The sequence below is a fragment of the Nocardioides pantholopis genome (assembly GCF_003710085.1).
Classification (GTDB): Bacteria; Actinomycetota; Actinomycetes; order Propionibacteriales; family Nocardioidaceae; genus Nocardioides; species Nocardioides pantholopis.
In genome coordinates this window covers 1,807,501-1,824,962 of sequence record NZ_CP033324.1, presented here as the reverse complement: position 1 = coordinate 1,824,962, position 17,462 = coordinate 1,807,501, and the positions used below count along the sequence as shown (strand labels likewise).

At 73.1% G+C, this 17,462-nt stretch carries 14 protein-coding genes and 2 rRNA genes (1 of these 16 running past the window's edge); 1 reads left to right on the top strand and 15 read right to left on the bottom strand.

The annotated features are described in order from the left end of the window. Positions 1–48: 48 nt before the first annotated feature. The 12 genes from EBO35_RS08720 to EBO35_RS08665 form a co-directional block, all read right to left on the bottom strand. Complete coding sequence (locus EBO35_RS08720) at positions 49–2,673, bottom strand: DEAD/DEAH box helicase (RefSeq protein ID WP_122817365.1); 2,625 nt, start codon at positions 2,671–2,673, stop codon at positions 49–51. Beyond that, the gene (locus EBO35_RS08715) at positions 2,673–3,617 is read right to left on the bottom strand and encodes a site-specific tyrosine recombinase XerD (RefSeq protein ID WP_206422716.1); all 945 of its coding nucleotides are present in this window, start codon (positions 3,615–3,617) and stop codon (positions 2,673–2,675) included. Before EBO35_RS08715 ends, EBO35_RS08720 begins: the two co-directional genes overlap by 1 nt. A gap of 38 nt (positions 3,618–3,655) precedes the next feature. After that, positions 3,656–4,771: an alanine dehydrogenase gene (ald, locus tag EBO35_RS08710; RefSeq protein WP_122817364.1), complete on the bottom strand. Its 1,116-nt coding sequence runs from the start codon at positions 4,769–4,771 to the stop codon at positions 3,656–3,658. After that, entirely contained in the window at positions 4,768–5,400 is a 633-nt protein-coding gene (locus tag EBO35_RS08705) for an NUDIX domain-containing protein (RefSeq protein ID WP_122817363.1), read from the bottom strand. The genes ald and EBO35_RS08705 overlap by 4 nt, the downstream gene beginning before the upstream one ends. Before the next feature lie 165 nt (positions 5,401–5,565). Then, positions 5,566–7,266 carry a CTP synthase gene (locus tag EBO35_RS08700; RefSeq protein ID WP_122817362.1) on the bottom strand — a complete coding sequence of 567 codons (1,701 nt, stop codon included), beginning with the start codon at positions 7,264–7,266 and terminating at the stop codon, positions 5,566–5,568. A gap of 11 nt (positions 7,267–7,277) precedes the next feature. Next, a complete protein-coding gene (locus EBO35_RS08695) occupies positions 7,278–8,144 on the bottom strand; it encodes a copper transporter (RefSeq protein ID WP_122817361.1) in 867 nt (288 codons plus the stop codon). Further along, positions 8,141–9,304 carry a putative cytokinetic ring protein SteA gene (steA, locus tag EBO35_RS08690; protein WP_122817360.1) on the bottom strand — a complete coding sequence of 388 codons (1,164 nt, stop codon included), beginning with the start codon at positions 9,302–9,304 and terminating at the stop codon, positions 8,141–8,143. Before steA ends, EBO35_RS08695 begins: the two co-directional genes overlap by 4 nt. 102 nt (positions 9,305–9,406) lie before the next feature. Further along, entirely contained in the window at positions 9,407–11,164 is a 1,758-nt protein-coding gene (gene recN / locus EBO35_RS08685; protein ID WP_122817359.1) for a DNA repair protein RecN, read from the bottom strand. Then, entirely contained in the window at positions 11,157–12,125 is a 969-nt protein-coding gene (locus EBO35_RS08680; RefSeq protein WP_122817358.1) for an NAD kinase, read from the bottom strand. The genes recN and EBO35_RS08680 overlap by 8 nt, the downstream gene beginning before the upstream one ends. Next, on the bottom strand, positions 12,122–12,961 hold the full coding sequence (locus EBO35_RS08675) for a TlyA family RNA methyltransferase (protein WP_122817357.1): 840 nt from the start codon (positions 12,959–12,961) through the stop codon (positions 12,122–12,124). The genes EBO35_RS08680 and EBO35_RS08675 overlap by 4 nt, the downstream gene beginning before the upstream one ends. Positions 12,962–12,975: 14 nt before the next feature. Beyond that, positions 12,976–13,182: a hypothetical protein gene (locus EBO35_RS08670; RefSeq protein WP_122817356.1), complete on the bottom strand. Its 207-nt coding sequence runs from the start codon at positions 13,180–13,182 to the stop codon at positions 12,976–12,978. 10 nt (positions 13,183–13,192) lie between these two features. Continuing rightward, positions 13,193–14,215: an HAD-IIA family hydrolase gene (locus EBO35_RS08665; RefSeq protein WP_122817355.1), complete on the bottom strand. Its 1,023-nt coding sequence runs from the start codon at positions 14,213–14,215 to the stop codon at positions 13,193–13,195. A 49-nt stretch (positions 14,216–14,264) separates the two neighbouring features. On the opposite strand from EBO35_RS08665, the gene EBO35_RS08660 reads away from it, so the two are divergent. Further along, positions 14,265–15,383 (top strand): DUF1015 family protein, encoded by a 1,119-nt coding sequence (locus tag EBO35_RS08660; protein ID WP_164477872.1) that lies wholly within the window; start codon positions 14,265–14,267, stop codon positions 15,381–15,383. Here the strand turns inward: EBO35_RS08660 and EBO35_RS08655 are convergent. From EBO35_RS08655 to EBO35_RS08645, 3 genes are all read right to left on the bottom strand, one after another. After that, on the bottom strand, positions 15,358–15,735 hold the full coding sequence (locus EBO35_RS08655; protein ID WP_122817353.1) for a single-stranded DNA-binding protein: 378 nt from the start codon (positions 15,733–15,735) through the stop codon (positions 15,358–15,360). The two genes, EBO35_RS08660 and EBO35_RS08655, sit on opposite strands and share 26 nt — an antisense overlap. Positions 15,736–15,911: 176 nt before the next feature. Beyond that, a 5S ribosomal RNA gene (gene rrf, locus EBO35_RS08650) occupies positions 15,912–16,028 on the bottom strand. A gap of 171 nt (positions 16,029–16,199) precedes the next feature. Then, positions 16,200–17,462 (bottom strand): 23S ribosomal RNA (locus EBO35_RS08645) (it continues 1,854 nt past the right edge of the window).

Here is a 17,462-nt window from a genome sequence, read left to right as displayed (position 1 = left end):
CGTGGCTCACCCCACGATCCCACGCGGGGGCGTCCAGAGCCTCGAGCCTCAGAGCCGCCGCATCGCGGTCGTGGCCAGGACCAGCTCGCCGGCCTCGTCGGAGGCGTCCAGGTCGGCCACGGCCTCGATCACCCAGTCGTGGTCGCCTGCCGGGTCGTCGAGGGTCTGGGTGAGCCGCCACAGCCGTGCGGTGCCCGGATGCTCGTCCTCGTCGACGCCCGCCGGGACCCCGGTGGCGTGCTCGATCGCGAGCAGCTTCGGGGCCCGGGCCGCGGCGTCGGTGCCGACCGAGTCGTGCTCGTCGTAGTAGGCCTCGATCGCCTCGTCCCACCGCGAGCGGGTCATCGGCACGGACCGGGCCGGCTCGGTACGCTCCGCGGCCGCCCGCTCCAGGCGCATCAGTCCGTCGAGGTCGTCGCGGGCGACGAGCTCAACGCGGCGCCACATCGCGTTGCGGACCATCACGGTGAAGGCGCGCTCCTGGCGCGAGATCGGCCGCGGTGACGGCGGCGGCTCGTGCCGGGCCAGCTCGGCGGCCTTCCGGGCCACGGCCGCGGGGTCGGTGAGCGCCTCCCACTCGTCGAGCAGCGAGGAGTCGGTCTGGCGCACGGTCTCCCCCAGCCACTCCTCGAGATCGTCGAGCTCGGCGGTGCGGTGCTGCTCGGGGACCGTGTGCCGCAGGGTCCGGTAGGCGTCGGTGAGGTAGCGCAGCACCAGCCCCTCGGAGCGCGCGAGCTGGTAGCGGCCCACGAAGTCGGTGAAGCTCATGCCCTGCTCGTACATCTCGCGCACCACCGACTTCGGCGAGAGCGCGTCCTCGGGCAGCCAGGGGTGGGTCTGGCGATAGATCTCGTACGTCGCGCCGAGCAGCTCGGCGAGCGGCTGGGGCCAGGTGATCTGCTCCAGCAGCGCCATCCGCTCCTCGTACTCGACGCCGTCGGCCTTCAGCTCGGCCACGGCCTCCCCGCGGGCTGCGAACTGCTGGGCCATCAGCACCTGGCGGGGCGCCTCCAGCACCGCCTCGACCACCGAGACCACGTCGGCGGCGTGGTCGGGCGAGTCGGGGTCGAGCACGTCGAGGGCGGCCAGCGCGAAGTGCGCGAGCGGCTGGTTGAGCGCGAAGTCCACGGGCAGATCGACGGTGAGCACGTAGCGCCGGCCGAACTCGTCGGGCTCCTCGAGCCGGGTCAGGATCCCGGAGCGGACCAGCGAGCGGGCCAGCCGCAGCGCGCGCCGGACCAGGCGCAGCTGCTGGCGGCGGTCCTCGTGGTTGTCGGTCAGCAGCCGGCGCAGCACCGCGAACCCGTCCTCCTCACGGGCCACGACGTTGATCAGCATCGCGTTGTCCACGCGCATCCGGGACACCAGCGGCTCGGGGGTGCCGGCGACGAGCTTGTCGAAGGTCTGCTCGGACCAGACCACGACGCCGTCCGGGGCCTTCTTCAGCTGGGCCTTGGACTTCCGCTTGGCCTGCTTCTCGACGCTCATCGCGGCGTTCTTGGCGGCGGCCTTGGCCTTGGCGCGCTCGTTCTCGATGACGTGCTCGGGCGCCTGCACCACGACGTACCCGGCCGTGTCGTAGCCGGCGCGCCCCGCGCGGCCGGCGATCTGGAGGAACTCCCGGCTGCGCAGCACCCGCTGGCGGGTGCCGTCGAACTTCGCCAGGCCGGTGAACAGCACCGTGCGGATCGGCACGTTGATCCCGACCCCGAGGGTGTCGGTGCCGCAGATGACCTGGAGCAGCCCCGCCTGGGCGAGCTGCTCGACCAGCCGCCGGTAGCGCGGCAGCATCCCGGCGTGGTGCACGCCGATCCCGCGGCGCAGCAGCTTGGAGAGGGTCTTGCCGAAGCCGGCGCCGAACCGGAACCCACCCAGCCGCTCGGCCAGCTCCGGGCCGGGCTTGGGGATCCAGCCGGCGTTCAGCAGCGAGGTGGCGTGCTCGACCGCGGCGGCCTGGGTGAAGTGCACGACGTAGACCGGCGCCTGACCGGTCGTGACCAGCTCCTCGAGCGTCTCGGCCAGCGGGGTCAGCGCGTAGCTGAAGGTCAGCGGCACCGGGCGCTCGGCGTCGGCGACGACCGCAGTGGCGCGCCCGTTGCGACGGGTCAGGTCGGCCGCCAGGTCGGTGACGTCGCCCAGCGTGGCCGACATCAACAGGAACTGCGCCTGCGGCAGCTCCAGCAGCGGCACCTGCCAGGCCCAGCCCCGGTCGGGCTCGGCGTAGAAGTGGAACTCGTCCATGACGACGAGGCCGACGTCGGCGCGCTCGCCCTCGCGCAGCGCGATGTTGGCGAGCACCTCGGCGGTGCAGCAGATGATCGGCGCGTCGGCGTTCACCGCCGCGTCGCCGGTGAGCATGCCGACGTTGTCGGCGCCGAAGACCTCGCAGAGCGCGAAGAACTTCTCGCTGACCAGCGCCTTGATGGGCGCGGTGTAGAAGCTCACCCGGTCGGTGGCCAGGGCCGCGGCGTGGGCCGCGGTCGCGACCATCGACTTACCCGAGCCGGTGGGCGTGGCCAGCACGACGTTCGCGCCGCCGAGCAGCTCGATGACTGCCTCGTCCTGGTGCGGGTAGAGGGCCAGCCCCTGGCGGTCGGCCCAGTCGACGAGGCGGTCGTAGACCTCGTCGGCGTCGGCGCCGGTGGGGACGTCGAGCCGGGGGACGTCGGCCATCAGTCGCGCGCCCGCGGGTGGGCGGCGGCGAAGACCTCGCGCAGGTTGTCGACAGTGACCAGCGTGTAGACCTGCGTGGTCGTCACCGAGGCGTGCCCCAGCAGCTCCTGGACCACGCGGACGTCGGCGCCGCCGTCGATGAGGTGGGTGGCGAAGGAGTGCCGCAGCGTGTGCGGCGACACGTCGCGGGTGACGCCGGCTCGGTCGGCGGCCTTGACCAGCACCGCCCAGGCGGACTGGCGCGACAGCCGGCCGCCACGGGCGTTCAGGAACAGCGCCCCGCCGCTGCCGGTGCCGGTCGCGGCGGTCGCGAGCTCGGGCCGGGACCGGACCAGGTAGGCCTGCACGGCCTCCCGCGCGTAGGAGCCGACCGGGACCAGGCGCTCCTTGCCGCCCTTGCCGCGCAGGAGCACGGTCCCGTCCCCGGCGCCCTCGGCCCCGTCGGGACCGGCGGGGCCCCAGTCGAGGTCGTCGACATCGAGCCCGACGGCCTCGGAGATCCGCGCGCCGGTGCCGTAGAGCACCTCCAGCAGGGCCCAGTCCCGCAGCGCGAGCGTGGTGCCGGGCGCGCCGGCGGCCTCGAGGATGGCCTCGACGTCGGAGAGCGGCAGCGCCTTGGGCAGCCTCTTGGCCGGGGTCGGCGGCTTCACGGTGGCCGCCGGGTCGGTCTCGGCCAGCCCGTCGGCGACCGCGAACCGGTGGAAGCCGCGCACCGCCACGACCGTGCGGGCCGCGGAGCTGGAGCCGAGCGGGGGGTGCTCGCCGTCGCCCTCGCGCAGCCGGACCAGGAAGCCGGAGACGGTCGCCTCGGTGACCTCCGAGAGCTCCCCGATGCCCTGGGCCGCGAGGTGGTCGACGTAGCGGCGCAGGTCGCGCCGGTAGGACGACAGGGTGTTGGCGGCCAGGCCGCGCTCCACCGAGAGGTGGTCGAGGTAGGTGCGCACCGCGCGGGACAGGCCGTCCGCGGGCGCCGTGACGGTGCTCAGGCGAGCACCTCGTCGAGGGAGACGGCAGCGATGCCGACGGCCTCGCCGACGGGCGCGTTGGCCAGCCGGCCGGCGTGGGTGTTCACACCGAGCGCCAGCGAGCGGTCCTCGGTGCAGGCGCGCTGCCAGCCCTTGGTGGCCAGGGCCACGGCATAGGGCAGGGTCGCGTTGGTCAACGCGTAGGTCGAGGTGTTCGGGACGGCGCCGGGCATGTTCGCCACACAGTAGAAGATCGACTCGTGCACGGCGTACGTCGGGTCCGAGTGCGTGGTGGGCCGGGTGTCCTCGAAGCAGCCGCCCTGGTCGACGGCGATGTCGACGAGCACCGACCCGGGCTTCATCGCGGCGACCAGGTCGTTGCTGACCAGCTTCGGCGCCCGGGCGCCCGGGACCAGCACCGCACCGATGACCAGGTCGGCGGCGAGCACCTGCTGCTGGACCGCGAGCTGGGAGGACGCCAGACCGTGCACCCGGTTGCTGTAGCGCCAGAACGACATCCGCAGCTTGTCCAGGTCGGTGTCGAGGAGCGTGACGTCGGCCCCCATCCCCAGCGCGATGTTGGCGGCGTTCTGGCCGGCGACGCCGGCACCGAGGACCACGACCTTGGCGTTGGCCACGCCGCCGACCCCGCCGAGCAACACGCCGCGGCCGCCCTCGGCCCGCAGCAGCGCGTGCGCGCCGACCTGGGGCGCGAGGCAGCCCGCGACCTCCGACATCGGGTAGAGCAGCGGCAGCGAGCCGGAGGGCAGCTGGACGGTCTCGTAGGCGATCGCGGTGACCCGGCGCTCCAGCAGCTGCTCGGTCAGCGTCTTGTCGGCGGCCAGGTGGAGGTAGGTGAAGAGGGTCAGGCCCTCCCGGAGCCGGTGGTACTCCTCGGCGACCGGCTCCTTGACCTTGAGCACCAGCTCGGCGCCGGCCCAGACGTCGTCGGCGTCGGGAAGGATCCGTGCCCCGGCCGCGACGTACTCGGCGTCGTCGATGAGCGAGCCCCGGCCGGCGCCCTGCTCGACGAGCACCTCGTGGCCGTGCGCGACCAGCTCGTGCACGCCGACCGGCGTGCACGCGACGCGGTACTCGTGGTCCTTGACCTCCCGCGGGATCCCGACCCTCATGCGCGCACTCCCTCGCTCGACCCTCGTGCTGCCGAGCCTGCCAGACCACGGGCGTGCGCGACCAGGGTCGCGAGCGCCAGCGGCCCGTCGGTGACCCGCCCGGCCAGGACCGCCTCGAGCAGCTCCCCGAACGGCACCCAGCCCGCGCCCATGTCGGCCTCCTCGTGCTCGACGACGAAGTCGCCGCGACCCACCTCGGTGATCCCGCGGGCCAGGTAGAGGTGCTGGACCTCGGCGAGGATCCCCGGGGAGGGGTACGTCGAGGTCAGGTGGGTCCACTCGCTGGCCTCGAGCCCGGCCTCCTCGCGCAGCTCGCGCCGGGCGACGTCCTCGGGGTCCTCCCCCGGCTCGTCGCACAGCCCGGCCGGGAGCTCCACGAACCGCCGCCGGGCCGGGTGGCGGTACTGCCACAGGCACAGCGCCCGGTCGTCGTCGTCGAGCGCCAGCACGACGACCGCGCCCGGGTGCTCGAGCACCAGCCGCCGGAACGGCGAGGCGTCCGGCTGGTCCGGCGGGCGCACCTGGTCGGCGCGCAGCGCCATCACCCACCCGTCGCGGTGCAGGTCCTCGGTGGCCGTCACCGGCCAGGACTCGGACTGGTCGGCGAGCGGAGTCGGGATCCCGGTCATGGCTGCGACGCTACTGCCCGCGGCCCCGGCCGGGCCGCACCGGCGTGGCCGGAGCGCCGCTGTCAGGGCGGGCGCCGCTGTAACGCGCTGTTACATCGACTAGGCGCCCGCTGCAACGGGCGCCTAGTGGACGTAACAGCGCGTTACAAGGGCGGGCGGCCCCGCTCAGGCCTCCGCGGGGGCCAGCTCGGGGTCCGCGTCCTCGTCCATCGGGATCAGCAGCTCGCGCTGGCGCACCAGCGCCGCCCCGACCAGGCCCGCGAACAGCGGGTGCGGGCGAGTCGGGCGCGAGCGCAGCTCCGGGTGCGCCTGGGTGGCCACGTAGTAGGGGTGCTGCTCGCGGGGCAGCTCGACGAACTCGACCAGGTTGTTGTCCGGGGAGGTGCCGGAGAAGACCAGCCCGGCCTTCTCCAGAGGCTCGCGGTAGGCGTTGTTGACCTCGTAGCGGTGCCGGTGGCGCTCCTCGATCTGCGCCGCGCCGTACACCTCGCGGACCACCGAGCCCTCCTGCAGCTGCGCCGGGTAGAGGCCCAGCCGCATCGTGCCGCCCAGGTCGCCGTCGCCCTCGACGATCTCGACCTGCTCGGCCATCGTCGCGATCACCGGCTCCGGGGTCTCGGGGTCGAACTCGGTGGAGCCGGCCTGCTTCAGGCCGAGCTCGGTGCGGGCGTACTCGATGACCATGCACTGCAGCCCCAGGCACAGGCCCAGGGTCGGGATCTTGTTGGTGCGCGCGTAGGTCAGCGCCCCGAGCTTGCCCTCCAGGCCGCGGATGCCGAAGCCGCCCGGCACGCAGATCGCGTCGACGTCGTGCAGGTTGCGCGCGGCGCCCTGGGGGGTGGCGCACTCGTCGGAGGGGATCCAGCGGATGTGCACCTTCGCCTCGTGGGCGAAGCCGCCGGCGCGCAGCGCCTCGACGACCGAGAGGTAGGCGTCGGGGAGGTCGACGTACTTGCCGACCAGGCCGATCGTGACCTCCTCCTTCGGGTGGTGCACCCGGCGCAGCAGGTCGTCCCAGATGCTCCAGTCGACGTCGCGGAAGGGCAGGTCCAGGCGGCGTACGACGTAGGCGTCGAGACCCTCGCGGTGCAGCACCTTCGGGATGTCGTAGATCGAGGGGGCGTCCGCGCAGGTGATGACGGCCTCGGTGTCGACGTCGCACATCAGCGCGATCTTGCCCTTGATGCTCGCCGGCAGCTCGCGGTCGGCGCGGCACACGATCGCGTCGGGCTGGATGCCGACCTGGCGCAGCGCGGCGACGGAGTGCTGGGTGGGCTTGGTCTTCAGCTCCCCCGACGGGCCGATGTAGGGCACCAGCGAGACGTGGATGAAGAAGCAGTTGTCGCGCCCGACGTCGTGGCGCACCTGGCGGGCCGCCTCGAGGAACGGCAGCGACTCGATGTCGCCGACGGTGCCGCCGACCTCGGTGATGACGACGTCGACGCGGTCCTCGCCCTCGCCGCCCATGGCGCGGATCCGGTCCTTGATCTCGTTGGTGATGTGCGGGATGACCTGCACGGTGTCACCGAGGTACTCGCCGCGCCGCTCCTTGGCGATCACGCTGGAGTAGACCTGACCGGTCGTGACGTTCGCGATCTGGTTCAGGTCGGTGTCGAGGAACCGCTCGTAGTGGCCGATGTCCAGGTCGGTCTCGGCGCCGTCGTTGGTGACGAACACCTCGCCGTGCTGGAAGGGGTTCATGGTCCCCGGATCGACGTTGAGGTAGGGGTCCAGCTTCTGCATGGTCACGTGCAGTCCACGCGACCGGAGCAGCCGGCCCAGACTCGAGGCGGTGAGCCCCTTGCCCAGCGAGGAGGCGACGCCTCCAGTGACGAAGATGTGCTTGGTGGGGGTCCGGGGCTTCACGGGGTTCCATGCTATCCCAGCGGGACGGCACCTTCCGAACTCGCAGCGCCGAAGGACCCACCTGTTTCGCTCAGCTCGCGCACCAGCGCGAGCACCGCGGTCACCCGGCCCAGCCCGGTCTCGACCCCGTCCACGGTGGAGAGCCCCGCGGCGGCCGGGTCGGCGCGCAGGCTCGCCAGGTCGCCGGAGTGCCCGGCGGCGGTGCTGCCCGCGACCACGACCCCGGTGGCGCTCTCGGCGAGGCCGGCGGAGATCCCGGCCAGGACGGCCGGCTCGACCTCGTCGCCGAGCACCAGGAGCACCAGCGGCGCGCGCCGCACCGGCTCCGTGGCCAGCGTCAGCAGGTCGGCGGCGACCATGCTCTCGCGCACCGGCGCGTCGGTGTCGCCGAGCGGCGTCCCGGCCGGGTCCGTCGAGGCCGCGGCGGCGCCGAGCAGCTGGCCCAGCCGGACGTACGTCGGGGCGTCCGCGGCCACGCCGGGGGTGGCGGCGGACAGCTCGCGGCCGAGCGTGTCGACGAGGGTCTTCTCCCCCGCCGCCACCAGGCCCGGACGCAGGTCGTAGCGGCCGGCGATGCCGCCGCCGGCGGCGGCGACCTGCTCGGTCAGCGCCTCGACGTCGCGCTCGTCGGCACCGGGAAGCGTGAGCACGGCCACCGGGTGGCCGGCCAGGCCGTCGGCGTACAGGCGAGGCGCGACCTGGAGGGCGAAGTCGTCGCCGTACCCGGCCCCGGGGGCGCCCGTGGCGGCCGCCGGGCGGGCGTCGGGGGTGGTGTCGTCGTCGGCGTCGGCGAGCACGGTGCTGCCGAGGGCGATGCCGACGGCGAGCGCGAGGAAGACGGCCACGAGGGAGACCACGTGGTGGCGGTAGGAGATCACCGGAAGAGCCCTTCACTGAAGTCACGAAGCTGGTCCCACCACTCCTGGCCCACCGGGGTGACCCCGACGGCGAGGAGCAGCGCGAGGATGCCGGCCAGGACGACCAGCACCAGGTGGTGCGGGCGAACCCGCCCGGAGTAGAGGCGAGCCACGGCGGCGGCGTCGACCAGCGACGGGCCGAGCTTGAGCCGGGTCAGGTAGGTGCTGGCCAGGCCCGGGCGGCCCTGGTCGAGGAAGTCCACGAGGGTGGTGGCCAGGCCCACGGTCACCACGAGCTCGGCGTCGCCCGCATGGGCGATCAGCAGGGCGGCGTCCTCGGTCGCGGCCGAGGAGTCGACGTGCAGCGGACGGACGCCCAGCCGCTCCAGGGAGGCCGTGACCTCGGCGCGACCCTGGCCGCCGCAGACCACGACGTCGGTGGCGGCGCGCAGCGCCGGGGCCGAGGGCAGCTCGCCGTCGGCGTCCAGGACGACGACCTCGGCGCGGTGGCCGCGCTTGCGCAGGTCGTCGGCGGCGGCGCCGACGGCGACCAGCACGGCGTGCTGCTCGCGCAGGAACGGGCGGAGCGCGTCCAGCTCGGCCAGGTGGCCGTGGCCGCGGGCGACGACGACAGCGGGTCGGCCGGCGAACGACGTGGCGGGCGTCGGCATCCCCTGCCCGTGCAGCAGCAGCCCCTCCTCGCGCCGCAGCAGCTCCACGCTGTTGCGGGTGAAGGACTCCAGCTGGGCGGTGAGACCCAGGCGCGCCTGCGCCATCTCGGTCAGGACGGTCTCGAGGTCGACCACCCGGCCGGAGGCGAGCAGGACACCCTCCTCGTCGAGCACCTGGGCGTCGTGGATCCGGACCCGGGCGCCCTCGCGCAGGGTCGCGACGCCCTCGGCGCCCACGCCGTCGAGGACCGGGACGCCGGCCTCGGCGAGCACCTCGGCGCCCCGGCTCGGATAGCGCCCGGAGAGCATCGGCGAGGCGTTGAGCACGGCGGCGACCCCGCTGTCGACGAGCGCGCGGGCGGTCGCGGGGTCGAGGTCGTGCTGGTCGAGGGCCACGACGTCGCCGGGACGCACCCGGGGCAGCAGGGCGCGGGCCCCGCGGCCGAGGCGGACGTTCCCCACGACGCCGGACGGATCGGGTGCGGGACGGGTGCGGGTGCTGGCTCTCATGACCCGGTCATCTTCACAAACCGAACGGGCGCCTCGAGGCAACCCTCGAGGCCGGGCGCGTCGGTCGTGACTCCGGTCACCGGCGCCCGCGCGCGGGCCGCCTCAGCCGAGCGCGCGGGCGGGCTGGGCGACCTCGAGGAGCTCGCGGGCGTGGGCCAGGGCGGTGTCGGACCCGGTCAGGCCGGCGAGCATCCGGGAGAGCTCCGCGACCCGCTGCTCCTCGCTCAGCACGCTGAGCCCGGAGCTGGTGACGGTCCCGTCGCTGGACTTCTCCACCACGACGTGGCGGTCGGCGTACGCCGCGACCTGGGGCAGGTGGGTGACGACCAGGACCTGGGCGCCGAGGGCGAGCCGGGCCAGCCGGCGGCCGACCTCGACGGCGGCCGTGCCGCCGACGCCCGCGTCGACCTCGTCGAAGACGAACGTCGGCACCGGGCTGGTGCCGGCGAGGGCTACCTCGACCGCGAGCATCACCCGGGACAGCTCACCGCCGGAGGCGCCCTTGCCGAGCGGGCGGGGGTCCGAGCCGGTGTTCGCGGCGAGCAGGAACTCGACCTCGTCGAGACCCGAGGGCGCGAACCGCAGCCAGCGACGGCCGGCCTGCAGCGGGGCACCCGGGGCGTCCGGGTCCGCGGGCGCTGCGACCTCGAGCTGGCGCACCTCGATCGAGAGCCGCGCGTGCGGCATCGCCAGCAGGGTCAGCTCCTCGGTCACGGCGTCCGCCAGCCGCTGAGCAGCGGCGGACCGGGCCTTGGACAGGGCGAGCCCGGCCCGGGCCAGGTCGGCGCGCAGCTCCTGCCGCTGCGCCCGCAGCGCGTCGATGCGCTCGTCGGTGCCGTCGAGCTCGAGCAGCCGGCGCGCGGACGTCTCCGCCCAGGCGAGCACCTCGTCGACGCTGGCGCCGTACTTGCGGGTCAGCGCGGTCAGCGCGGCCCGGCGCTCGGAGACCGTGGCCAGCCGGGCGGGGTCGGTGTCGATCCGGGTGGCGTAGGACGCGACGTCGGCCGCGACGTCGGAGAGCAGGTAGGTCACCTCGGCCAGCCGGTCGGCCAGCTCCCCGGCCTCGGGGTCGTGGTCGCGGACCCCGTCGAGCGCGGTGCGGGCCGCCGAGGTGGCCGCGAGCGCGTCCGGGTCGCCGTGCTCGCTGGAGAGCGCCTCGCGCGCCTGCTCCGCGGCGGTGCGCAGGGTGTCGGCGAAGCCGAGCCGGGACTCCTCCGCGGCCAGGGTGGCGTCCTCCCCCGGCTCCGGGCTGACCGCCTCGATCTCGCCGAGCCCGAAGCGCAGCAGGTCGGCCTCGCGGGCTCGGTCGCGGGCGGTGGCGATCACCTCGGCGAGCTCCCGCTCGGTCGCGGTGAGCCGTTCGAAGGCGGTGGCGTACGTCGCTGCCAGCGCGGCGACGTCGCCGCCGGCGAACCGGTCCAGCGCGTCGCGCTGCGCGCGCGGCTGCAGGAGGCGGTGCTGGTCGGACTGGCCGTGCACCGCGACCAGGGGCTCGGCCAGGCTCGCGAGGGTCGAGACCGGCACCGCCGCGCCGCCCGCGAAGGCCCGGGAGCGGCCCTCCGCGGAGACGTTGCGGGCCAGCACCACCCGGTCGTCCTCGGCCAGGCCCCCGGCGTCCTCGACGGCGGCGGCGAACGCCGGCAGGCTCCGGGTGTCGACGACGCCCTCGACCCGGGCGCCGCGGGCGCCCGAGCGGACCGCGCCGCTGTCGGCACGGCCGCCAAGCAGCAGGCCGAGCGCGGTGACGATCATGGTCTTGCCGGCGCCGGTCTCACCGGTGATCACTGTCAGTCCCGGGCCGAGCTCGATCGTGGAGGAGTCGATCACCCCCAGCGAGGTGATCCGGATCTCCTCAAGCATCGTCGTCCCCGCGCCGGCGCCGCTCGGCGCGGCCGCGCCAGCCCTCGACCGAGAGGTCGAACTTGGCGACCAGGCGGTCGGTGAACGGCGAGTCGTGCAGCCGCACCAGCCGGATCGGCTGCTCGCCGCGGCGTACCTCGATCCGGGCGCCCGGCGGCAGGTCGACCGCTCGGCGGCCGTCGCACCACAGCACGCCGGCACCGTCGGCGCGGGCCATCAGCTCGACCGCCAGCACCGACGTCGGCGCGACCACCATCGGGCGGGCGAACAGCGCGTGCGCGCTGATCGGGACCATCAGCAGCGCCTCGACGGCCGGCCACACGACCGGTCCGCCGGCGCTGAAGTTGTAGGCAGTGGAGCCGGTCGGCGTGGCGCAGACGACGCCGTCGCAGCCCCAGCGCGACAGCGGGCGGCCGTCGACCTCGACGACGACCTCGAGCATCCGCTCGCGGGCGGCCTTCTCCACGCTGGCCTCGTTGAGGGCGAAGGTGGTGGAGACCAGCTCGCCGTCGCGGTAGACGCGCACGTCGAGGGTGAGCCGCTCCTCGGCGGTGTAGCGGCGGTGCACGATCGCATCGATCGTGGACTCGACGGCGTCGTACTCGGCCTCGGCGAGGAATCCGACGTGCCCGAGGTTCACGCCCAGGACGGGGGTGCCGCTGGCGTGCACGATCTCGGCGGCCCGCAGGATCGTGCCGTCACCGCCGATGACCAGCGCGAGCTCGCAGTCGCGGCCGGCGCCGGCACCGGCCTCGGCCGCGGTCAGCTCCAGCGGCGGGTCGAAGGAAGCGGGGTCCAGGTCGAGGTCGGCGGCCTCGGAGGCGGGCAGCCGCAGCACGATGCCCTGCGCGGTGAGCGCCTTGCAGCAGGCCTGGGCGACCTCGCGGGCCTGCGCCCGACCCGTGTGGGTGAGCATCAGCACGCGGCGAACGCCGTCGGAGGTCGGGTCCGGAGCGCTCATTGCTCCACCCTCTCACCCGCCACCCCCAGCGAGGCAGCGCCCCGCACGACGGTGGAGATCTCCTCGGCGCCGATCGTGGCCGGGCCGCGGCGCAGCCACAGGAAGAACTCGACGTTTCCCGACGGGCCTGGCAGCGGGCTGGGCGTCACCATCCGGGCGCCCCAGCCCCGGCGGGCCGCGGCCGCGGCGACCGCGGTGACCGCCTCGGCGCGCAGCTCCGGGTCGCGAACCACGCCGCCCTTCCCGACCCGGTCCTTGCCGACCTCGAACTGCGGCTTGACCATCAGTGCCAGGTCGCCGTCGTCGGCGGTCACTCCGACCAGGGCGTCGAGGACCAGCTCGAGGGAGATGAACGACAGGTCGCCGACCACGAGGTCGACGGTGCCGCCCAGCAGCTCCGGGGTGATCTGGCGGATGTTGGTGCGATCGTGCACGACCACGCGCTCGTCCTGCCGCAGCCGCCAGGCGAGCTGGCCGTAGCCGACGTCGACGGCCAGCACCTGCGCGGCGCCGTGGCGCAGCAGCACGTCGGTGAAGCCGCCCGTCGAGGCCCCGGCGTCCAGGCAGCGACGGCCCGCGACGACGAGGCCCTCGGGCTCGAACGCCGCCAGCGCGCCGGCGAGCTTGTGACCGCCCCGGGACACGTAGTCGGGGCGCTCGGGGTCGTCGCTGACCACGATCGCGACGTCGGTGGTGACGCCGGTGGCCGGCTTGCCGGCCACGGCGCCCTGCACCCGGACCCGGCGGGCGGCGATCATCTCGCTGGCATGCTCACGCGAGCGAGCGAGTCCTCGACGGACCAGCTCGGCGTCCAGGCGCAGGCGGCGCGGAGGCACTGTCGCTCCCGCGCTCAGGCGGGCCGGTCCGCGGCGGGCCCGGGGCCCGGCTGCGGATCGGGGTCGAGGGCACGGCGCAACTGCTCGTGGACGGTCTCGAAGACGCCCACGTGCTCCTCGATCGGGCGCTCCTCCAGGTTCTCCACGGCGAGGATCACCTCATCGACGCTCTCGACGCCGGTGCGCACCGGCTCCTCGTGCTCGTCGACGGGCTCAGTCATGGCACCGAGGCTACCGCCCGGCCGCCGGCTCCGGCGGGACCGGCTGCCCCAGACCGGACGCATCCGCGGCGATGCCGTGGGCGTCCAGGTGGGCCCACCCTGCGACCGCGACGGCACGCCACCACTCCTCGGGCCGGCCGTCGCCGGTGACGACCAGCGCGCCGCCCTCGACCCGGGCTGTCCACCCACCCGCGCGGACCCGGCCGTCGCGCAGGCGCTCCGGTGCGGCGTGAGCGGTGGCCAGTCCCCCGAGGTCGGGGGCGAGGTACGTCGGGCGCCACTGCGGTGGCGCGGCGAGGAGCTCCTCGAGGCCGGTGACGCCGGTGAGAACCAGCAGCGTGTCCACGCCGCTGACCCGGCCGCCGGCGATGTCGGTGTCGAGCCGGTCGCCCACCATCAGCGGTCGCCGCCCCCCGACCCGCCGCACCGTCTCGTCCAGCAGCGGCCGAGCCGGCTTGCCGGCGACGACCGCCCGCACCCCGGAGAACCGCTCCAGGGTCTCGACCAGCACGCCGTGGCCGGGGGCCACCCCGAACGGCGTCGGGAAGGACAGGTCGGTGTTGCTGGCCACCCAGAACAGCCCGTCGCGGATCCGCACCGCGACCCGCATGATGTCGCGCCACAGCGCCTCGGGCGCGTAGCCGGTGACCACCGCCGCCGCCTCGTCCTCGACGCCCACCGGGACCAGCCCCACCTCGAGCAGCGCCTCCCGCAGCCCGTCCGCGCCGAGCAGCACCACCGCCGCCCCGGGCGCCAGGCGGTCCGCGAGCACCCGGGCGGCAGCCTGGGCCGAGGTCACGACGTCGTCCGGCTCGGCCGGCACGCCGAGCTCCTGGAGGTGCTCGGCGACCGTGCGCGGCGGCCGCGCGGCGTTGTTGGTGATGTAGGCCAGCCGCATGCCCGCGGCGCGGGCCGCGGCCAGGTGGGCAGGGGCACCGGGCACGGCCTCGCCGCCGACGTACACGACGCCGTCGAGGTCGAGCATGGCCAGGTCGTAGTTCTCCTGGAGCGGGGCGCCGGACGATCCGAGCATGCGTCCTCCTCGCGGTGTCACGGTTGTCGGGGCACCCTACGATGCTCCGATGGACTCCCGGGACGTGGTCAGCGCTCCCGACGTCGCCGGGCCGCTGTGCCTGCACAGCTACCGAGGGCTGACCCTGTCGGCCCGCCGGGTTGGCGACCCGGCGTCGGCGCGCGCTCTCGGGCGCCCCTACCGGGCGGTGCCCGCTCGGGTGGCCCGGTGGACGGCGACCGGCGACCTGGTCCGCGACGAGCGGCCGGCCGTCTACCTGCACGAGTACACCGCCGCGGGCATGACTGTGCGCGGGCTGGTCGGCGCCCTCGACATCAGCCGGCGCCCCGAGCGACCGGAGGACCGCGCGGTGCTGCCGCACGAAGGCGTCCACCGCCACCAGGTCGAGCAGCTCGCGGCCCGGCTGGAGCTGATGGAGATCAGCCAGACGCCCATCCTGCTGGTGCACCGGGCCCCCGCCCGCCTGCGTGCGCTGCTGGCGAAGGAGCGCGAGCGCACGCCGGACTCCGCCTTCGCGGACCGCGCCGGTCAGCAGCACCGGATCTGGGCCCTGCGCGACGCGACCACCCTGGACGCCGTGCACCACGGACTAGCCGACGGCCGGGCCCTGATCGCCGACGGCCACCACCGCTACGCCGCCTACCTGCGCCTGCAGCGCACGTCACCCGGTGGCCCCCACGACCGCGCCCTGGCCATGGTGGTGGACCACGACGACACCCCGTTGTTCCTGGGCGCCATCCACCGCTCGCTGCGCGGAGTCCGCGCCGGCGAGGTGGTCGCCGCGGCGACCGCGTGCGGCGCGGTCGCCACCACGATGGACCGGGCCCGGGCACTCGCAGCGCTGGGCCCCGAGGTCCTGGTCGTCACCGACGGCGATCACTGGACGAGCCTCAGGCTCCCGACCCCCGCCCGGGCCGCCGTCGAGGTCCTGCACGGCGAGCTGCTGCCACTGCTGTCGCCCGCGCCGACCATCGGCTACCACCACACGGTCGAGGACGCCCTCGGCCGCACCGGCGGGGAGCGTGCCGTCGCCGTGCTCGTCCCCGCGCCAGCGATCGGACAGGTCATCGCGGCCGCCACGGCCGGCCGGCTGCTGCCGGAGAAGGCCACCTCCTTCCAGCCGAAGCCAACCCCCGGGATCCTCATGCGGTCGTTGCGCGACGAATGACCCGGCCGGCGGTCGCCTCCACCTCGACTCGGGACGCGGCACCGCCGCCGGCGCGGAAGAAGCGGCGACGCAGCGAGCCTGTGACCACGACCAGGTCGCCCGCGGCCCAGCCCTGGACCGAGCGCCGCAGCCGCCCCGACCAGACCGCGCAGTCGATCGCGTCGACCCGCTGCCGGCTCCGGCCGCCCGCAGGACGGTCGATCACCACCCGGAACGTCCACACCGTGTCACCGCTGGGCAGAGCCCGTTCCTCGGGCTGGGACACCCGTCCCACCAGCCGCACCAGGTTCACCGCCGTCGTGGCCCCGACAGCGGCCTGATCGCTTCGCGTCCTCGTTGAGCGTGATTCCATCGCTCATCACCTCCGGGCGCCACTTCACCGGGGCGCACCGACGACCCGGCCCCAGGGCGCGGGAGCTTGTGGAGACGGGGTGCGCGTGGGCGGGCTGTGGACGGCCGGTGGCACACGCCTGCAAGGGAAATGCAAACAGGGCTGCCCCAAAGGGGCAGCCCTGCTGCTCAAAGTATGTCCGGCGGCGTCCTACTCTCCCACAACCTCTCGGTTGCAGTACCATCGGCGCTGAAAGGCTTAACTTCCGGGTTCGGGATGGGACCGGGTGTTTCCCTTTCGCTATGGCCGCCGTAACTCTTGCGGACACCATCCACCGCGGTGCTCACCGATTCCCGGGGGTGTGTGCACCCGGGTCGGGGTGGTGGGGTGTCCAAGCCACTATTCACATGTGTTGTACACGTGGTGTGTGTTGGATTGTGGACGCGAGTACGCAGTAGGTCGTTGTCGTTTTTGTAAAGTGAGTGTAAGACAAGCCCTCGGCCTATTAGTACCGGTCGGCTAGGCATTGCTGCTGTACACCTCCGGCCTATCAACCCAGTGTTCTGCTGGGGGCCTTACCCACTTACGTGGTGGGAAACCTCATCTTGAAACGTGCTTCCCGCTTAGATGCATTCAGCGGTTATCACTTCCGAACGTAGCTAACCAGCCGTGCCCCTGGCGGGACAACTGGCACACCAGAGGTTCGTCCATCCCGGTCCTCTCGTACTAGGGACAGCCTTTCTCAAGTTTCCTGCGCGCGCGGCGGATAGGGACCGAACTGTCTCACGACGTTCTAAACCCAGCTCGCGTGCCGCTTTAATGGGCGAACAGCCCAACCCTTGGGACCTACTCCAGCCCCAGGATGCGACGAGCCGACATCGAGGTGCCAAACCATCCCGTCGATATGGACTCTTGGGGAAGATCAGCCTGTTATCCCCGGGGTACCTTTTATCCGTTGAGCGACGTCGCTTCCACATGCCGACGCCGGATCACTAGTTCCGACTTTCGTCCCTGCTCGACATGTCTGTCTCACAGTCAAGCTCCCTTGTGCACTTACACTCAACACCTGATTGCCAACCAGGCTGAGGGAACCTTTGAGCGCCTCCGTTACATTTTAGGAGGCAACCGCCCCAGTTAAACTACCCATCAGGCACTGTCCCTGATCCAGATCATGGACCTAGGTTAGACATCTAGTACGACCAGAGTGGTATTTCAACGTTGACTCCACAACCACTGGCGTGGCCGCTTCACAGTCTCCCACCTATCCTACACAAGCCGAACCAAACACCAATACCAAACTATAGTAAAGGTCCCGGGGTCTTTCCGTCCTGCCGCGCGTAACGAGCATCTTTACTCGTAGTGCAATTTCGCCGAGTCCACGGTTGAGACAGCGCCCAAGTCGTTACTCCATTCGTGCAGGTCGGAACTTACCCGACAAGGAATTTCGCTACCTTAGGATGGTTATAGTTACCACCGCCGTTTACTGGGGCTTAAGTTCTCAGCTTCGATCTTGCGATCTAACCGGTCCCCTTAACCTTCCAGCACCGGGCAGGAGTCAGTCCGTATACATCGTCTTACGACTTCGCACGGACCTGTGTTTTTAGTAAACAGTCGCTTGGGCCTGGTCTCTGCGGCCCTTCACGCTTCCCCAGCTAGTGGGTACACGATCCGGGCCCCCCTTCTCCCGAAGTTACGGGGGCATTTTGCCGAGTTCCTTAACCATGGTTCGCTCGATCGCCTTGGTATTC